10 protein-coding genes are annotated in these 14,241 nt (G+C 55.9%); 7 read left to right on the top strand and 3 right to left on the bottom strand.

The window, feature by feature from the left end:
• Positions 1–4: 4 nt before the first annotated feature.
• The 5 genes from C6I21_RS00555 to C6I21_RS00535 all read left to right on the top strand — a co-directional run bounded on the left by C6I21_RS00555 (position 5) and on the right by C6I21_RS00535 (position 5,737).
• A complete protein-coding gene (locus C6I21_RS00555; RefSeq protein ID WP_105957479.1) occupies positions 5–2,236 on the top strand; it encodes an EAL domain-containing protein in 2,232 nt (743 codons plus the stop codon).
• Positions 2,237–2,254: 18 nt separating this feature from the next.
• Positions 2,255–2,836, top strand: coding sequence for a hypothetical protein (locus C6I21_RS00550; protein ID WP_105957478.1), 582 nt, complete (start codon positions 2,255–2,257; stop codon positions 2,834–2,836).
• 17 nt (positions 2,837–2,853) lie between these two features.
• Positions 2,854–4,380, top strand: a complete 1,527-nt coding sequence (locus C6I21_RS00545; protein WP_105957477.1) for an NAD(P)H-hydrate dehydratase — start codon at positions 2,854–2,856, stop codon at positions 4,378–4,380.
• A gap of 18 nt (positions 4,381–4,398) precedes the next feature.
• Positions 4,399–5,067 carry an SOS response-associated peptidase gene (locus C6I21_RS00540; protein WP_105957476.1) on the top strand — a complete coding sequence of 223 codons (669 nt, stop codon included), beginning with the start codon at positions 4,399–4,401 and terminating at the stop codon, positions 5,065–5,067.
• A gap of 283 nt (positions 5,068–5,350) precedes the next feature.
• Positions 5,351–5,737 (top strand): hypothetical protein, encoded by a 387-nt coding sequence (locus tag C6I21_RS00535; RefSeq protein ID WP_181186009.1) that lies wholly within the window; start codon positions 5,351–5,353, stop codon positions 5,735–5,737.
• A 6-nt stretch (positions 5,738–5,743) separates the two neighbouring features.
• On the opposite strand, the gene C6I21_RS00530 is transcribed toward C6I21_RS00535, so the two are convergent.
• The gene (locus C6I21_RS00530; protein WP_105957474.1) at positions 5,744–7,195 is read right to left on the bottom strand and encodes a protein adenylyltransferase SelO; all 1,452 of its coding nucleotides are present in this window, start codon (positions 7,193–7,195) and stop codon (positions 5,744–5,746) included.
• 173 nt (positions 7,196–7,368) lie between these two features.
• Here C6I21_RS00530 and C6I21_RS00525 point away from each other — a divergent pair, with 173 nt between their 5' ends.
• Positions 7,369–9,849 carry a penicillin acylase family protein gene (locus tag C6I21_RS00525; RefSeq protein WP_181186008.1) on the top strand — a complete coding sequence of 827 codons (2,481 nt, stop codon included), beginning with the start codon at positions 7,369–7,371 and terminating at the stop codon, positions 9,847–9,849.
• Entirely contained in the window at positions 9,842–11,005 is a 1,164-nt protein-coding gene (locus C6I21_RS00520; protein WP_105957472.1) for a DUF418 domain-containing protein, read from the top strand. The genes C6I21_RS00525 and C6I21_RS00520 overlap by 8 nt, the downstream gene beginning before the upstream one ends.
• A 444-nt stretch (positions 11,006–11,449) precedes the next feature.
• Here the strand turns inward: C6I21_RS00520 and thpD are convergent, their stop codons facing one another.
• Positions 11,450–12,385, bottom strand: coding sequence for an ectoine hydroxylase (gene thpD, locus C6I21_RS00515; protein WP_105957471.1), 936 nt, complete (start codon positions 12,383–12,385; stop codon positions 11,450–11,452).
• A gap of 362 nt (positions 12,386–12,747) precedes the next feature.
• Positions 12,748–14,118, bottom strand: coding sequence for an N-acetylglucosamine-specific PTS transporter subunit IIBC (gene nagE / locus C6I21_RS00510; RefSeq protein ID WP_105957470.1), 1,371 nt, complete (start codon positions 14,116–14,118; stop codon positions 12,748–12,750).
• Positions 14,119–14,241 lie beyond the last annotated feature (123 nt).

The following is a 14,241-nucleotide window of genomic DNA, read 5'->3' as shown; positions in this document are numbered from 1 at the left end:
AGCCATGAAAGAGTCCCTGCTGCGGGCAGATCCGGATTACTTGTTTGAATTCTTTCAAAAGCTGTATAAAATGGTCTTTCTGATGAGAGTGGAAGACGACGATTTTACGTACGTGCGTGTCAGTGAGGATGCGCGCCGGCTCGCTTCGCTTCCGGAAGACTTCGCCGGACGGACGATCGGGGAAATGTATACAAAAGAGGTGGCGGAGCCGCTTACGGCACAGTACCGGCGCGCAGAAGAGGCGGGGGAACCGGTCTTTTTTTCCGACAAGATGAACAAGGAAACGAACGTGGCAGCTTACGCCTCCTCCATTTTAATGCCGGTGCATACGGTGGAGGGGAAAGCTGCCTTTATTATAGGAATCACGTCTGATTTATCCGACCAGGCGCTCTCGGAAGTATTCACATCGATCGAGGATTTTGACTATCTGACGAAACTTCCGAATGTGATGCGCCTCCGTTCGGAAATGAACGCCTATATTTCCCGTGAAAAAAAGCCCGTACAGGTTCTCTGCATCAACCTGGACCGGTTTGACATTATTAATGAAGTGCTTGGACGGGAGAGCGGAAACCAGCTGCTGCAGCGGCTCGCAGCAGAAATTGTACAGGTACTCCCTGAAGGAACCGTGCTCGGCCGTGTCGATGCGGATGAGTTTGCTGCAGTGCTTCCCGGTTTTACGCCGGAAGCAGCGGAGACGGCCGCCCACCGCGTGCTTGACTGCATTAACCGCTTCCGCTACACGCTGCGGGATATGACGTTTACGCTGTCTGCATGCATCGGCATCAGCGGCGGACAGGAGAATGCCCATGTGCTTCTGACAAATGCGTCACAGGCAATGACGGAAGCGAAAATGTTCGGAAAAAACACCGTGCGGCTTTATCAGGAAAACGCCCAGACCGTCCAGCGGAAAGAAGAGCTGATGCTGGAGCTGGAGCTGATGCGTGCGCTTCAGGAGGAAGAGCTGTCGGTCGCGTACCAGCCGAAACTTGATACGAAAAACCAGCGTGTGAATCTCGAAGTGCTTGCACGGTGGCACTCGCCTCATCTCGGCACGATTCCGCCGGGACGGTTCATTCCGATAGCAGAACGTTCGTCGCTCATTGAGAAGGTCACCGAATTCGTTTTCACCCGGGTGTGCGAGGACCAGCTGCTTCGTCCGGAAGCTTTTGGGGATTCTGTCACTGCAGTAAATGTTTCTGCCAACCTGTTCCGGAAAGACCTTCTGAAGCGCCTGTTTGTCGATACGGCCAGCTCCTGCAAGATTCCGACTTCCCGGTTCGAGCTGGAGATTACCGAAGGGATGCTGATGGAAGATCCGGAGGAAGGGCGCAGGCTCGTGGAATACCTCCGGGACGAAGGATTCCGTGTCGTCATCGATGATTTCGGTGTCAGCTATTCCTCCCTCAATTATCTGGCCGCATTCCCGCTCGATGGGATCAAAATCGACCAGTCGTTTATCCGGAAAATCGACCGGAACCTGAATAAAAAGGAGTACGAAATCGTCTCCTTTATCATGCAGCTCGCCAAGCGGCTGAACTTATCTGTGACAGCCGAAGGTGTCGAAACGGAGGATCAGATGCAGACGCTTCTGGATCTTCAATGTGAAGAACTGCAGGGATACTTCCTGAGCAGACCTGTGCCGATCCGTCAGTTGAAAAAAGCTGTGGCCCAGGTGCATGCTCATTTAAAAGAAGCGGAAAGCCGGCTGAACGGACAGCTTTTCACCTCCCGGAAAGGGAAGGAAGAAGAGCAGCGCCGGCTTGCTGCTCTGCGTTCGTTTGATATTTTATATACCGATTTTGAGGAGCGCTACAACCGGATAACGGAAGCTGTCCGTGCCGCGTTTCAGGCGCCGATCAGCTACATTTCATTTATTACTGAAGAAACGCAGTGGCTGAAAGCGAAAAGCGGCTTTCCGGTATCATGGGGCGTTTTCCGTGAGGTGCCCCGGGAAAATACGATCTGCAACCAGGTGGTGCTGGCGAAACAGCCGCTCGTCATCGAGGATCTTGCAGGAGATGAGATATACAAGGAAAGTGATGTCCATAAGGAGTTCGGCATCCGCTTCTATGCGGGCATGCCGCTTGAAACCGATACGGGCGAGGCGATCGGCACGCTGTGCCTGCTCGATTTCGAGCCGCGCCGTTTTACAGAGAAGGACCGGGAGCTTCTCGCCGCCTACCGCCACTGGGTGATGGCAGAACTGTATTTAGGAAGCCCCGGAACGGGTAAATAACCTATCAGGAGGAACGATATGCTTAATCGACTGGATCATGATGATGTAGACAAAGGCGTGATCGTGCTGGCGATCCTCTTTTCGATGATGGCACTGATGGCGCCGTTTGTGATGGTGGTTGTGTTTCAGGAGCTGTTTTTTTACGGAAGCGGACAGTGGCTTTTGACGCGTCCGGCGCTTTCCTACATCGTCGTGATCGGCAGCTTTTTGACCGTACCGGCCGCAGCCATCATCTATGCCTTTGCCGGCCGGTGGCGGAGAAAACGGCACCCTGCTGCGGGAGCTGCGCTGTTTCTTATTCTGAGCCTGGCAGCCATTCCGGCAGCGGCCTCCGGACTGCTCCATTACTATACAATGGATGAAGACGGAATCACGTGGAACCCACTGCTCTCGTTTGAAGCAGAGACGTACGCATGGTCGGAAGTGGAAGTCATCGAAATGCAGCGGGAGGAAACCGACGGCACAGCAGGATATGCCGGCATGAACCTGGAGCTTGAAGACGGAACACGGCTCGAACTGGATATGAATATGGAGCTGGTCCAGCAGCGGCGGACAGTAATGAATGCAGTGGAGGAAGCAGGCGGCGAGGTCCGTAACTAAACAGGGAGGAATAAGCCATGTACGTCGTATCACGCGAAGAAATGAGGGCGATGGATGCCCACACAATCGAATCGGTCGGTATCCCGAGCATGGTGCTGATGGAAAATGCCGGCAGAGAAGCGGCAGAGCTTGCAGCACTGGAAGCCGAAGAGGCGGGGCCTTCCTGGGCGGTTCTGGTCGGAAAGGGAAACAACGGCGGTGATGGCATCGTTGCCGCCCGCCATCTGGCTGCCCTCGGCCTGGAGCCGGTCGTCATTTTTGCAGAGGATCCGGGTGCGTGCGTCGGTGAAGCAGCAAGGCAGCGTGATATTATGCAGGAATTCGCCGTCGAGCGTACGGTATATGAGCCGGGAAAGATTGCCTGGGAGCGGTTTGACGGCGTTATGGATGCTCTTCTCGGTACAGGAACGGCCGGAGCCCCGCGGGAGCCTTACGCAGGACTCATCCGTGAAGCCAACGCCGCAGGCCTGCCGGTTGTTGCCATCGATATCCCGAGTGGTCTCGATGCAGATACCGGCAAAGTGTATGACCCGTGTATTGCTGCGGTAAAAACGGCAGCACTCGCCTACACGAAGCGCGGACTAGAGCAGTATCCGGGACGTTCGCAGGCCGGAGAAATCACTGTCTGTGATATCGGCATCCCGCCGAAAACGGCGGAGGATTTCGGTATTCAGACCGTCACGGCCGACGCCCTCTCTATCGCAGACCGGTTCGGTATCGATGTTGTCGAGCCGTACCGCGGGGCCGACACCCATAAAGGCACGTACGGCCACGCCCGGATTCTTGCGGGAACCCGCCGGATGCTCGGAGCGGGGCTGTTGAGCAGCACCGCAGCGCTCCGGAGCGGTGCCGGGCTCGTTACGTGGGGACTGCCGGACACTGTACTCGCCTCCGCTGCCGGCCACCAGCCGGAAATTATGCTGGAGGCGCTTGCGGACGGCGGTACCGGTACGTGGGAGAACGTTTCAGCAGATGAAGCCGCCGCATTCTTGAATGAGGGAACGGCGGGTGCCATCGGACCGGGAATGGGAAGGTGGTCCGGAGATACAGCATGGCTTCAGCATATCTGGGAAAACACGACCGCCCCGATCGTTGTGGATGCAGACGCATTGAATATTCTTGCCGATGCCGACTGGCAGAACTGGAAGCCGCGGGAAGGCGAAGTCATCCTCACGCCCCATCCGGGGGAAATGGCCCGCCTTTCTGGAAAAAAGACGAAAGACGTACAGACAGACCGGATCGAAACCGCCCGCCGCTTCGCTGTCGACCATGGGGTGACCGTGGTGTTAAAAGGAGCGAGAACCGTGACGGCTTCAGCAGACGGATTCGTTTCCATTAATACGACCGGCAATCCGTTCATGGCCTCCGGTGGTGCAGGAGATGTTCTCACCGGTATGACCGCCGCTTTTCTGGCACGCGGCATGACCGGAGAGGAGGCTGCTGTCTGTGCGGTTTATCTGCACGGAAGAGCAGGAGATCAGGCGGCAGAACAGCGGCCGGGTTCGCAGAATGTAACTGCAGGAGATATTATCAGCGCGCTGTAGCGCCGGGAGGGAAATCCGATGTGCGGTCGATTTACGTTAATACCGGGAGCTGAAGAGATCGCAGCCTACTATGGTGCCGAACCGGCTGCACTGCAGGTTCCGCGCTTCAACGCAGCACCGACGCAGGAGATCGCAGCGGCCGTGCATGACGGAGAGAACATCCGGCTCGGCCTGCTCCGCTGGGGCCTCATCCCCTCTTTTGCGAAAGACAGCAGCGGCGGTGCGAAAATGATCAACGCCCGGGCGGAAACGATCGACACGAAACCGAGCTTCAGGCAGCTTCTGACGCGCAGGCGCTGCCTGATTCCAGCAGACAGTTTCTATGAGTGGAAACGTGCGTCGGACGGGACGAAGCAGCCGATGCGCATTCAGTTAAAGAACCGGACGCTGTTTTCCTTTGCCGGTTTGTGGGACCGCTGGGAGCACGACGGTGCCGTGATTCAGTCGTGCACGATTATTACAACAGAGGCCAATGACGTCATGGCGCCGGTTCATCACCGTATGCCTGTGATTATGCCGAAAGAGCAGGAAGCAGTCTGGCTGGACCGGAGCCTGCAGGATCCATCTACGCTGAAAAAGCTCCTCGTTCCTTACACTTCGGAGGACATGGAGATGTATCCGGTCAGCCGCTACGTAAATAAGCCGGTGCATGACGATAAACGCTGCATTGCCCGGATGGAGGAATAAAAGAACAAAAAAGCTTCTGATCAACCCATATGTGGGAGGACCGGAAGCTTTTTCGCGCTGGCAGAAGAGATATCGGCTCTTTACCGCTTCGGATACGCTCGGCGTTCGGCGTAGGGGACACAGGTGCGGCAGACGTAAATTTTTCGGCGGGCCGTATCGTAGTATTTCTGCATGCCGCGCTCTTTTTTTCTGCAGAAATGACAGGTTCGTTTTTGAAATGGGATCGGCATGAAACGTCTTCCTTTCGTATGCGTATAAGGGAAAAGAGGTGATGCTGGTGAATATGATTCCATTCCTTCTACTGCTTATTGCGCTGGCTTCCGGCGGGGCCCTTCTGCGGCGCTGGTGTGCGCGTCGGCTCGGCGTAAGCCGCGTCCAGGAGGACCCGCTGGAACATGCAGGAGGTGTCCTGCACGCAGCGGGGCGGTATATACCGGGCGCGGCCGTGCTCTTTTTTCTTGTTGTTTACCTTCTGAACGCCCGTGGCACCGCGTTTCCTATGGAAACAGGACAGGCAGCGGCCGTGCTGGCCGCCGCCCTTCTGCTGCAGTATCTTCTGCGGGTCTGGGTGGAATGGCGGGCCGGCGGACCCGACCGGGCCGTTCTGCGTCTGATTACGGGTGTTTATTTCCTTGGATCTGTTTTCTTTGTTATCTATCTGCTTGATTAGGCCATTTTACGTCCCACAGTACGTACGGAATGGGAAGGCGGACGCAGGCGCCGGACGGCAGAAGCGACTGTCCGGGTCGATATCGGCGTATGGGTTCGAGAGTACTTGAAGCAGCTCATGAAATGGCCCCATGTCGCCTTGGTCGACGGCCGCTGCCAGCGCTTCTTCGACCAGGTGATTTCTCGGAATGACGGCCGGGTTCACCTGTCTCATCCGCTGCGAAGCGGCCGCAGGCGTTGTGCCTTCGGACTGCAGGCGCTCCTCCCACCGGAGATGCCAGTCGGAAAAGGTGCCGCCGAGCAGCTCGTCTTCTTCCGGATCGAGTGCGAGCGCGCGGAACGTGTTCGTGAAATCGGCTTTTTCCGCTTCCATCACGGCGAGGAGGTCTTCAAACAGCTTGTCGTCGCCCGGGTGGCTGGAGGCGAGACCGAGTTTCGCGCTCATGCCGTCCCGCCAGTACTGCTGATAGAGCGGAGTAAACGCCGTAATTTCCTTCTGTGCCTGGTTCAGCGCCGCTTCTTCATCGTCGTCAAGAAGCGGGAGAATGGCTTCTGCCAGCCGGGACAGATTCCAGGCTGCGATGTACGGCTGGTTTTTGTAGGCGTACCGTCCGCCGGTGTCGATCGAGCTGAATACCGTTTCCGGGTCGTACGTGTCCATAAACGCGCACGGCCCGTAGTCGATCGTTTCCCCGCTGATCGTCATGTTGTCGGTATTCATGACGCCGTGGATAAATCCAGTCAGCTGCCAGGATGCCGTCAAGGCTGCCTGCCGCTGGATCACGCCGCGGAGAAATGCAAGGTACGGGTTGGGCGCCTCTCCTGCCTCGGGATCGTGCCGCTTAATAGCATAATCCGCCAGCTGCTCGACGTCTTCGATAGAGCCGGCTGCGCGGGCGTACTGAAACGTGCCGACGCGGAGGTGGCTCGATGCGGTGCGGGTGAGCACGGCGCCCTCGAGCGGCTTTTCCCGGTAAACGGGCTCTCCTGTTTTTGCGACGGCGAGACTCCGGCTCGTCGGAATGCCGAGCGCGTGCATCGCTTCACTGATCACGTATTCGCGGAGCATCGGACCGAGTCCGGCGCGCCCGTCCCCGCTCCGGGAATAGGCAGTTCTGCCGGAGCCTTTCAGCTGAATGTCCACAAGCTGTCCCTCCGGCGTCTGCTGCTCTCCGAGAAGGACGGCGCGCCCGTCGCCGAGCATCGTGAAGTTTCCGAACTGATGGCCGGCATACGCCTGGGAAATCGGCACGGCACCTGAAGGAAACGCCGCACCTGCAAACAGGGCAGGCTCGTGGAAAAGGGCGTTCTCATCCAGTCCGAGTTCTCTCGCAAGCGAGCGGTTCCAGAGCACCATTTCCGGTGCCGGCACTTCCTGCGGCGCGGCTTCCGTGTAGAAAAACGACCGCAGCTGTGTATAGGTGGATGCAAGGTTCCATCCGTGATTGGTTTTTGTCATATATAACACTCCTCTGACTCCATTCTACGTTTTCCGGCGGCGGATTGAAAACCGAAAGGCATGTCCCGCAGAAGGAAAACTTGCTGAAGGCAGGAAGAAAAAGGTATTCTTAAAACAGAAAAGCGGAAGCGGATACAATGTGGTTGGTTTCCGGGAAGAGGGGGCTTGGGTGTATGTATGGGACGGTGATGACGTCGATGCGGAGAAAGCGCTGGTATGAGCGGCGCTGGTGGAAGGTTGTGAGCTGGACGGCGGTCGTGCTGGTGTGGATCGCGGCGGTTCTGCTTGCGGCGGTGTGGTTTTACGTGCGTTCGGGGCTTCCGCAGACGGACGGGGTGATCGAGGCGCCGGTCGGTTCGGAGGTGCGTGTGGACCGGGATGAACGCGGTGTGGCGCAGATCAGCGGGGAGTCGGCGGAGGATGTGTTTTTTGCGCAGGGGTATGTGATGGCGCAGGACCGGATGTTCCAGATGGATATGACGAGGCGGCAGGCTGGCGGGCGTCTTGCGGAGGTGATTGGTCCGCAGGCGGTTGAGAGCGATGAGTATTTTCGTACATATGGGATGCACCGCGGGACGGAGGCGCTGACGGCGGAGTTTAATGAGGAGACGGAAGCGATGGTGACGGCGTTCGCGGACGGCGTGACGGCGTATATCGAGGAGGCGTCTTCCGCCGGGGAGCTGCCGCTGGAGTTTCAGGTGCTCGGCTATGAGCCGGAGGCGTGGACGCCGGAGGATACGGCGATTGCGGTGAAGTATATGGGCTATACGCTGAACGGGAATTTTTCGGAAGAGCTTCGTAACTATGAGCTGCTCCGGCGGTTCGGGGAGGAGGCGTCTTTTTACTTCCCAGATTATGAAGAGGCTGGAGAGTATCCTGCGATTCTTGATGGAGTGGAAACGGCCGGCACAGATCTTCCTGCTCTGGCAGCTGGACCGGAGCTTGGCATGGCACCGGAGTGGACGCCGGATCCGTGGAATGGAAGCAACAATTGGGCGGTGAGCGGAGAGCATACGGACACCGGCCTGCCGATGCTTGCCAATGATCCTCATTTAGGGCTTGCCATTCCGGCGGTGTGGTATCAGACGCAGCTGGAGATTGAAGGGGACTTTTCGTCAATGGGTGTGACGGTGCCGGGAATACCTGGCGTTGTGCTCGGTCATAATGGCTCGGTGAGCTGGGGTGTGACGTCGTTGAGTGCAGACTATGAAGACGTCTATCTGGAGCGGCAGGATCCAGAGCGGCCCTCCTTTTATTTGTATGACGGAGAGTATGAAGCGGCAGAAGTAATCGAAGAGGAGATTTTTGTCGACGGCGAGGAAGAGCCGCGGATACACCGTGTGGAAGTGACGCGGAACGGACCGGTAATGAACCATGTCGAAGAGGAAGGACCGGTGTCAGCGTATTCTCTCCGCTGGACGGGGATGGAACCGGGGGAGGAACTGAACGGGATTCTCCGGGTGAATCGTGCAGAAACCGTGGATGAATTTTCTGAAGGGCTTGAAGGGTTTGTCACACCGGGGCTCAGCTGGATGTTTGCGGATACGGAAGGTGGCATTGGTTTCCGCGGTCAGGCACTGCTGCCGGTGCGTCCGTCCTCCACCGGTCAGCTTCCGGTTCCGGGATGGGATCCGGCCTACCAGTGGGACGGATTCATTCCAGGGGAAGAGCTGCCGCAGGAGCTGAATCCGGAATCGGGTTATCTGATGACAGCGAATCATCAGCCGGTGCCGGCGGATGCCTACCCATATGAAATCGGACGGAACTTTCTTCCGTTCCGGGCCGTAAGATTGGAAGAGCTTCTTCAGGAACGAATCGGGGCAGAGGATCCGGTGGTACTGGAGGATATGAAACAGATGCAGCAGGACATCACAAACACCCAGGCGCGGGAACTTGTGCCGCTTTTGACAGAAGCCGCGGCTTCCTGGACCGAAGCGGACGGCGGAACGGATATGGAAGGAGAGGCGCTCGGCAGCTGGAGTGCCACAGAGGAAGAGGCGCTGGCTCTTCTTTCAGACTGGGATTTCCGGGAAGAGACAGACAGTGCGGCTGCGCTTGTGTATCAGCTCTGGTATGAAGGGCTGCCGGAAACGCTGTTTGAAAGGCACCTGGATATAACGCTCCCGGATCATTTGACGCGTCAGCGTGTGCTCACGGAAGGAGCCGCCTCGGGGACGGTGTTTTCCGGACTGGAAGGAGTGGAGGAGCGCTCCATCGAACGCGTCATCCGGGAAACGTTCCATGATGCCGTCACGCGGGCGGTGGAACTGCAGGGAGATGAGGCTTCCGGCTGGGCGTGGGGAGACTACCACCAGCTGGAAATCAATCATCCCTTAGGTGGCGTATTTCCGTTCAACTACGTATTGAATCTCGGCGGGGACGCCCTTCCGGGAAGCGGCATGACGCCGGGGGCGGTCAGTTATAACATAGAGACCGGCGGAGCAGACCACAGTGCCGGCTGGCGCTTTGTCAGTGATCTGCAGGATCCGGAAGACGTGCTGCTGCCGGGCCAGTCCGGTCAGTGGCTCTCCCCGCACTACGACGATCAGCTGGATACGTGGGTAGAGGGGGCGTACGGAACGATGCGGTTTACCGAACCGGAGGAATCACTGGAGTTCCGGCCGGAACAGGAAGGGGATACAGCAGATGAATGAAACACCAACGCCGGCTGAAGGAAGAATCATCAGCCTGGATATTATCCGCGGGATTGCTCTTTTCGGCATTCTGCTTGCGAATATGGCTTCGTTTAAATCGCCGGTGTTTCAGGAAGGGGCGATGCAGGCGCGCACGATTTTATCGGACAGTGCCCTGAATATCTTCGCCGTCATCAGTGTCGACGGACTCGTGACAGGAAAGTTTTACCCGATGTTTTCGCTTCTGTTTGGCCTTGGATTTTATTTGTTTTACCAGCGGCTTCAGAATCAGACGAAGCGCCGCTACTACCGCAGGATGAGTTTTCTTCTCGTCCTCGGGCTCGTGCACCTCGTGTTTATCTGGTCGGGGGACATTTTGTTTACGTATGCTGTGGGAGGATTTTTCCTTTTATTGTTTGTGAAAAAGTCAGCGGGATCGCTGGTGAAATGGGGGATCGGCCTGGTTACGTTTTCCGCTGTCCTCATGACGCTCCTGCTTCTTCTCGGCAACGCCGCTTCGATGATGAAGGGCGGAATGATGACCGGTGCGTCCCGTGCCATGGACATTATGCCTTCCGGGAACTATGCGGAAATTCTTGGTTTCCGGCTGTCGTCGGAAGTATTTCTTATTTTGTTCAACACCCCGTTTGCCGTCATCAATGTCTTCGGCATTTTCCTGATCGGCATTGCGCTTGGGAAAGCCGGCTGGTTTCATGATCCGAAGACGTACGAAAAGCAGTGGAAAACACTCCGGCTGCATGCTGGATGGAGCGGTATTCTCGGAGCAGTGCTCGTTGTGATGCTGAAGCTTGATCAGCTGCCGGTGCCATATTGGGCAGCCGACGCTCTCGGCCAGGGGCTCAACATTCTGGCCGGGCCGCTTCTTATGCTGTTTTACGTATCCGTGCTCGTGCTGCTCGTTTCAGGCGGAGCTCCGCTCGCCTGGCTGGCACCGGTCGGCCGGATGGCGCTGACGAATTACCTGCTGCAGTCGGTTATCGGCGTACTGTTGTTTCACGGCTACGGCTTCGGTCTGTACGGCAGTGTCGGGGCTTTTACGGGAATGCTGATTGCCTTGGGCGTTTTTGCGGCCCAGGTCGTCCTGAGCCAGCTCTGGCTGAAACGATTCCGCCAGGGGCCGATGGAAGCACTGTGGCGGAAATGGACGTATGCCTGAGAAAGCGGTGCTGTGCGGAAGAGTGCTGTTTTGATTTCAGGAAGCTGTCCCGGTCCTTTAATGGGCCGGGGCAGTTTTTTTCGTGATGACGGAAGGGTTAAAGGAGTGGAAGACTTCGGGCTGGGAGGTGCCCGCCTCTGCCGGGGATGATGGGGGGGGGGCAGGTTTTGAGGCAGCGGACGTTTTTCGGGAGGAACGGACCTTTCCCGCTGGTTATGAACGTTTTAGGTGGTGAAGTGGTACCTTTTTAGAGAAGTGAACGTCTGTGCCTGAGTTACGGACGTCGAACCACTGCTTACGAACGTTCAGCGGCGGGTTACGATACATTCCCCTGCTCGTAGTGGACGTTTTTTCAAGACGTCCCCTGGAGGAAGGCTGCATCCGAAAGAAAGACATAGAAAAAAAGGGCACTCCATTTCTGGAATGCCCGTTTTCGTGGGTCGTTTATTTTCTGCGTGCAAGCTGATCGCGGCCCGGCTTGATCGGTTCCACGTTTTCCCGATTCGCGAGAAACTCAGGGCGCGGATCCATGCCGGAGAATGGCTGCTGCAGCTTGTTTTTAAACGAGTTGTAGACAAAGAATACGTTGCTTCGCGCATAAGGGGAGATGTTCCCTGCGGAGCCGTGCATCGTATTGCAGTCGAAGAAAAGGACGGAACCTGCAGGACCGGTGGCACGGTCGATATCACCGTCTGCCTCGTCCACGAGCCAGCGCATGCTGTCGTTGTCCGGCACGCCGCTCTCCTGCTTTTTCAGTGACTCCTTATAGTTGCCTTCCGGTGTTTTACCCGGGCAGGAAACGTACCAGTTCTGGGACCCCGGAATAAGCATGAGCGGTCCGTTGAACTCATAGTTATCTGTCAGCACGATGGAACAGCTGACTGCACGCATGTCCGGCATGCCGTCCTCTACGTGCCACGTTTCAAAGTCGGAGTGCCAGTAGAACTCCTTCCCTTTGAAGCCGGGCTTAAAGTTAATCCGGGACTGCGTAATATATACCTGGTCTGCCAGAAGCTGCTCGGCAATTTTTACGATACGTTCGTTTTTCGAAAGCGCCTGGAAGAATCCGCCGTCTTTATGAATTTCAAATATGGATCGGATTTCATTGCTGCCTGGTTCTTTTATGACATCATCTGCATCGCGGGATTCGTTCGCTTTCATGATCTGGTCGAGTTCTTTCCGGAGTATGGTCACTTCCTCTTCGTTGAACAGCTGCTTTTTCAGCAGATAGCCGTTTTTCTGGAAGGACTTCATTTCATCTGTGGAAAGCGGGCCGCTGCTCTGTTCGGGTTCCTGGTGAACAACCGGATCTTTACGATCCATAATTTCAGCTTCAGAACCTGTCCGGGAAGGATATTTGTCTGTAACTGTCTGTCTCATAATGCAAGTCTCCTTTTTCATATTGGTTCTGCGTGTTCCGGGCCGCGGTTCCCGGAACGGCGCTTCGCAAAATCTGGGGAAGACGGATAAGTACTCATTGCCGTACGTATTGATGGGTGTACCCGGGACTATCGGTGATAAAACATTATTTTCTATTATTGGATAATAATGTTTCACCTTTTGCCCTAGTTTCGCCCGTACAACGACTAGTACCCGCTTAAAAAAGAGACAAACATTTCTGACGAATCTTTTCGAATTGTAACGTTGTTGTAATATGGGTGGGAGAAATATAATAAAATCAAATAGTTCATATGGTACCAAAAAGCCCCTGCCGCCGGATTACCCAACGGGAGGGGCTGCTGCTACATCTGCTGCTTCATCTTATCTGCGACGAATTCAACGTCGGTGCCGACAACGACCTGGATATCTGTGCGGTTTAACCGCATGACACCTCGTGCGCCGGCGCTTTTTAATTTGCTCTCATCGACCTGATCCATATCGTGGACCTTCATCCGGAGCCGGGTGACGCAATTATCGAGTGAAGCGATATTCTCCTGACCACCGAGTCCCTCGATGTACTGGGCAGCAAGCGCTTCATACTTGTCGCCGCCGGATTCTGTCGAAACAGCGGCAGGAGCATCCGGATCTTCATCCTCCCGGCCGGGTGTTTTAATGTCCAGCTTTATGATAAGGAAGTAGAAAATGACGAAGTACAGGGCGGAATATCCAAGCCCGACGACAGCGAGCATAATTGGATTCGTTGCGATACCAAAGTTTAAGAAATAGTCGATCGCCCCCGCAGAGAAGCCGAACCCGTGCTGCAGTCCGAGCAGGTTCGTGATCACCATGGAGCTTGCTGTTAAGAATGCGTGAACCACATAAAGAAGCGGTGACAGGAACATGAAAGTAAATTCAATCGGTTCTGTAATGCCTGTTAAGAATGAGGTAAATGCAATACCGATCATAAGACCGGCGATGGCTTTGCGGTTCTCTTTTTTCGCCGCAAAAATCATTGCAATACAGGCTGCAGGAAGGGCAAACATCATGATTGGGAAGAAACCGACCATGAACGTTCCGGCCGTCGGATCACCGGCGAAGAAGCGGTTCAGATCCCCTGTAGCTCCGTTGTATTCCCCAAATTCAAACCAGACGAGGGAGTTCAATACGTGATGCAGGCCGATCGGAATGAGGAGGCGGTTTAAGAAACCGTACACGCCGACACCGACCGCACCGGAAGCAATAATCCACTGACCGAGCGCATCAATACCGGCCTGGATCGGCGGCCAGATAAAGCCGAATAAAAAGGCAAAGACGACCATCGCTGCGGCGGTGACTATCGGCACAAACCGCCTTCCACCGAAGAAGCCGAGCCACTGCGGGAGCTGGATGTTATGGAACCGGTTATACAGCAGGCCGGCGACGACGCCGCTGAAGATTCCGCCGAGAAACGCCATGTTAATGTTTTCGTTAATGGCCTGTGTTCCTTCTGTTAATACGAGAAAACCGATGGCTCCGGCAAGTCCGGCGGCACCGTTGCCGTCTTTCGATAAACCGACCGCCACTCCGATGGCGAAAAGCAGCGGAAGATTGTCAAAAAGTGCGGCCCCGGCCGACTCCATAAATGGAATGTTAAAAATGTCCTCTGCACCAAGACGGAGCAGCAGGGCTGCTGCAGGAAGCGCCGCGATCGGAAGCATCAGAGCTTTACCGATACGTTGAAGAAAGCTGAGCATGAATAGATCCCCCTTTGAACTGTATGTAAACGTTATTATAACCTCTAGTGAATAAGATGTCTATACCAGTGTTTGATTTTCTGTCACAGAAATTCTGCACACTGACGGAGAAGTGCAGGAGCC

It is taken from the genome of Alkalicoccus urumqiensis, from assembly GCF_002993335.1.
Taxonomy (GTDB): domain Bacteria; phylum Bacillota; class Bacilli; order Bacillales; family Salisediminibacteriaceae; genus Alkalicoccus; species Alkalicoccus urumqiensis.
The sequence above is the reverse complement of the archived record's forward strand: the minus strand, read 5'-3'. Positions and strand labels throughout refer to the sequence as shown.

Coding starts and splice junctions, on each gene's coding strand:
- C6I21_RS00555 (WP_105957479.1), top strand. CDS start 5: ATGAAAGAGTCCCTGCTGCGGGCAGATCCGGATTACTTGTTTGAATTC.
- C6I21_RS00550 (WP_105957478.1), top strand. CDS start 2,255: ATGCTTAATCGACTGGATCATGATGATGTAGACAAAGGCGTGATCGTG.
- C6I21_RS00545 (WP_105957477.1), top strand. CDS start 2,854: ATGTACGTCGTATCACGCGAAGAAATGAGGGCGATGGATGCCCACACA.
- C6I21_RS00540 (WP_105957476.1), top strand. CDS start 4,399: ATGTGCGGTCGATTTACGTTAATACCGGGAGCTGAAGAGATCGCAGCC.
- C6I21_RS00535 (WP_181186009.1), top strand. CDS start 5,351: ATGATTCCATTCCTTCTACTGCTTATTGCGCTGGCTTCCGGCGGGGCC.
- C6I21_RS00530 (WP_105957474.1), bottom strand. CDS start 7,195: ATGACAAAAACCAATCACGGATGGAACCTTGCATCCACCTATACACAG.
- C6I21_RS00525 (WP_181186008.1), top strand. CDS start 7,369: ATGTATGGGACGGTGATGACGTCGATGCGGAGAAAGCGCTGGTATGAG.
- C6I21_RS00520 (WP_105957472.1), top strand. CDS start 9,842: ATGAATGAAACACCAACGCCGGCTGAAGGAAGAATCATCAGCCTGGAT.
- thpD (WP_105957471.1), bottom strand. CDS start 12,385: ATGAGACAGACAGTTACAGACAAATATCCTTCCCGGACAGGTTCTGAA.
- nagE (WP_105957470.1), bottom strand. CDS start 14,118: ATGCTCAGCTTTCTTCAACGTATCGGTAAAGCTCTGATGCTTCCGATC.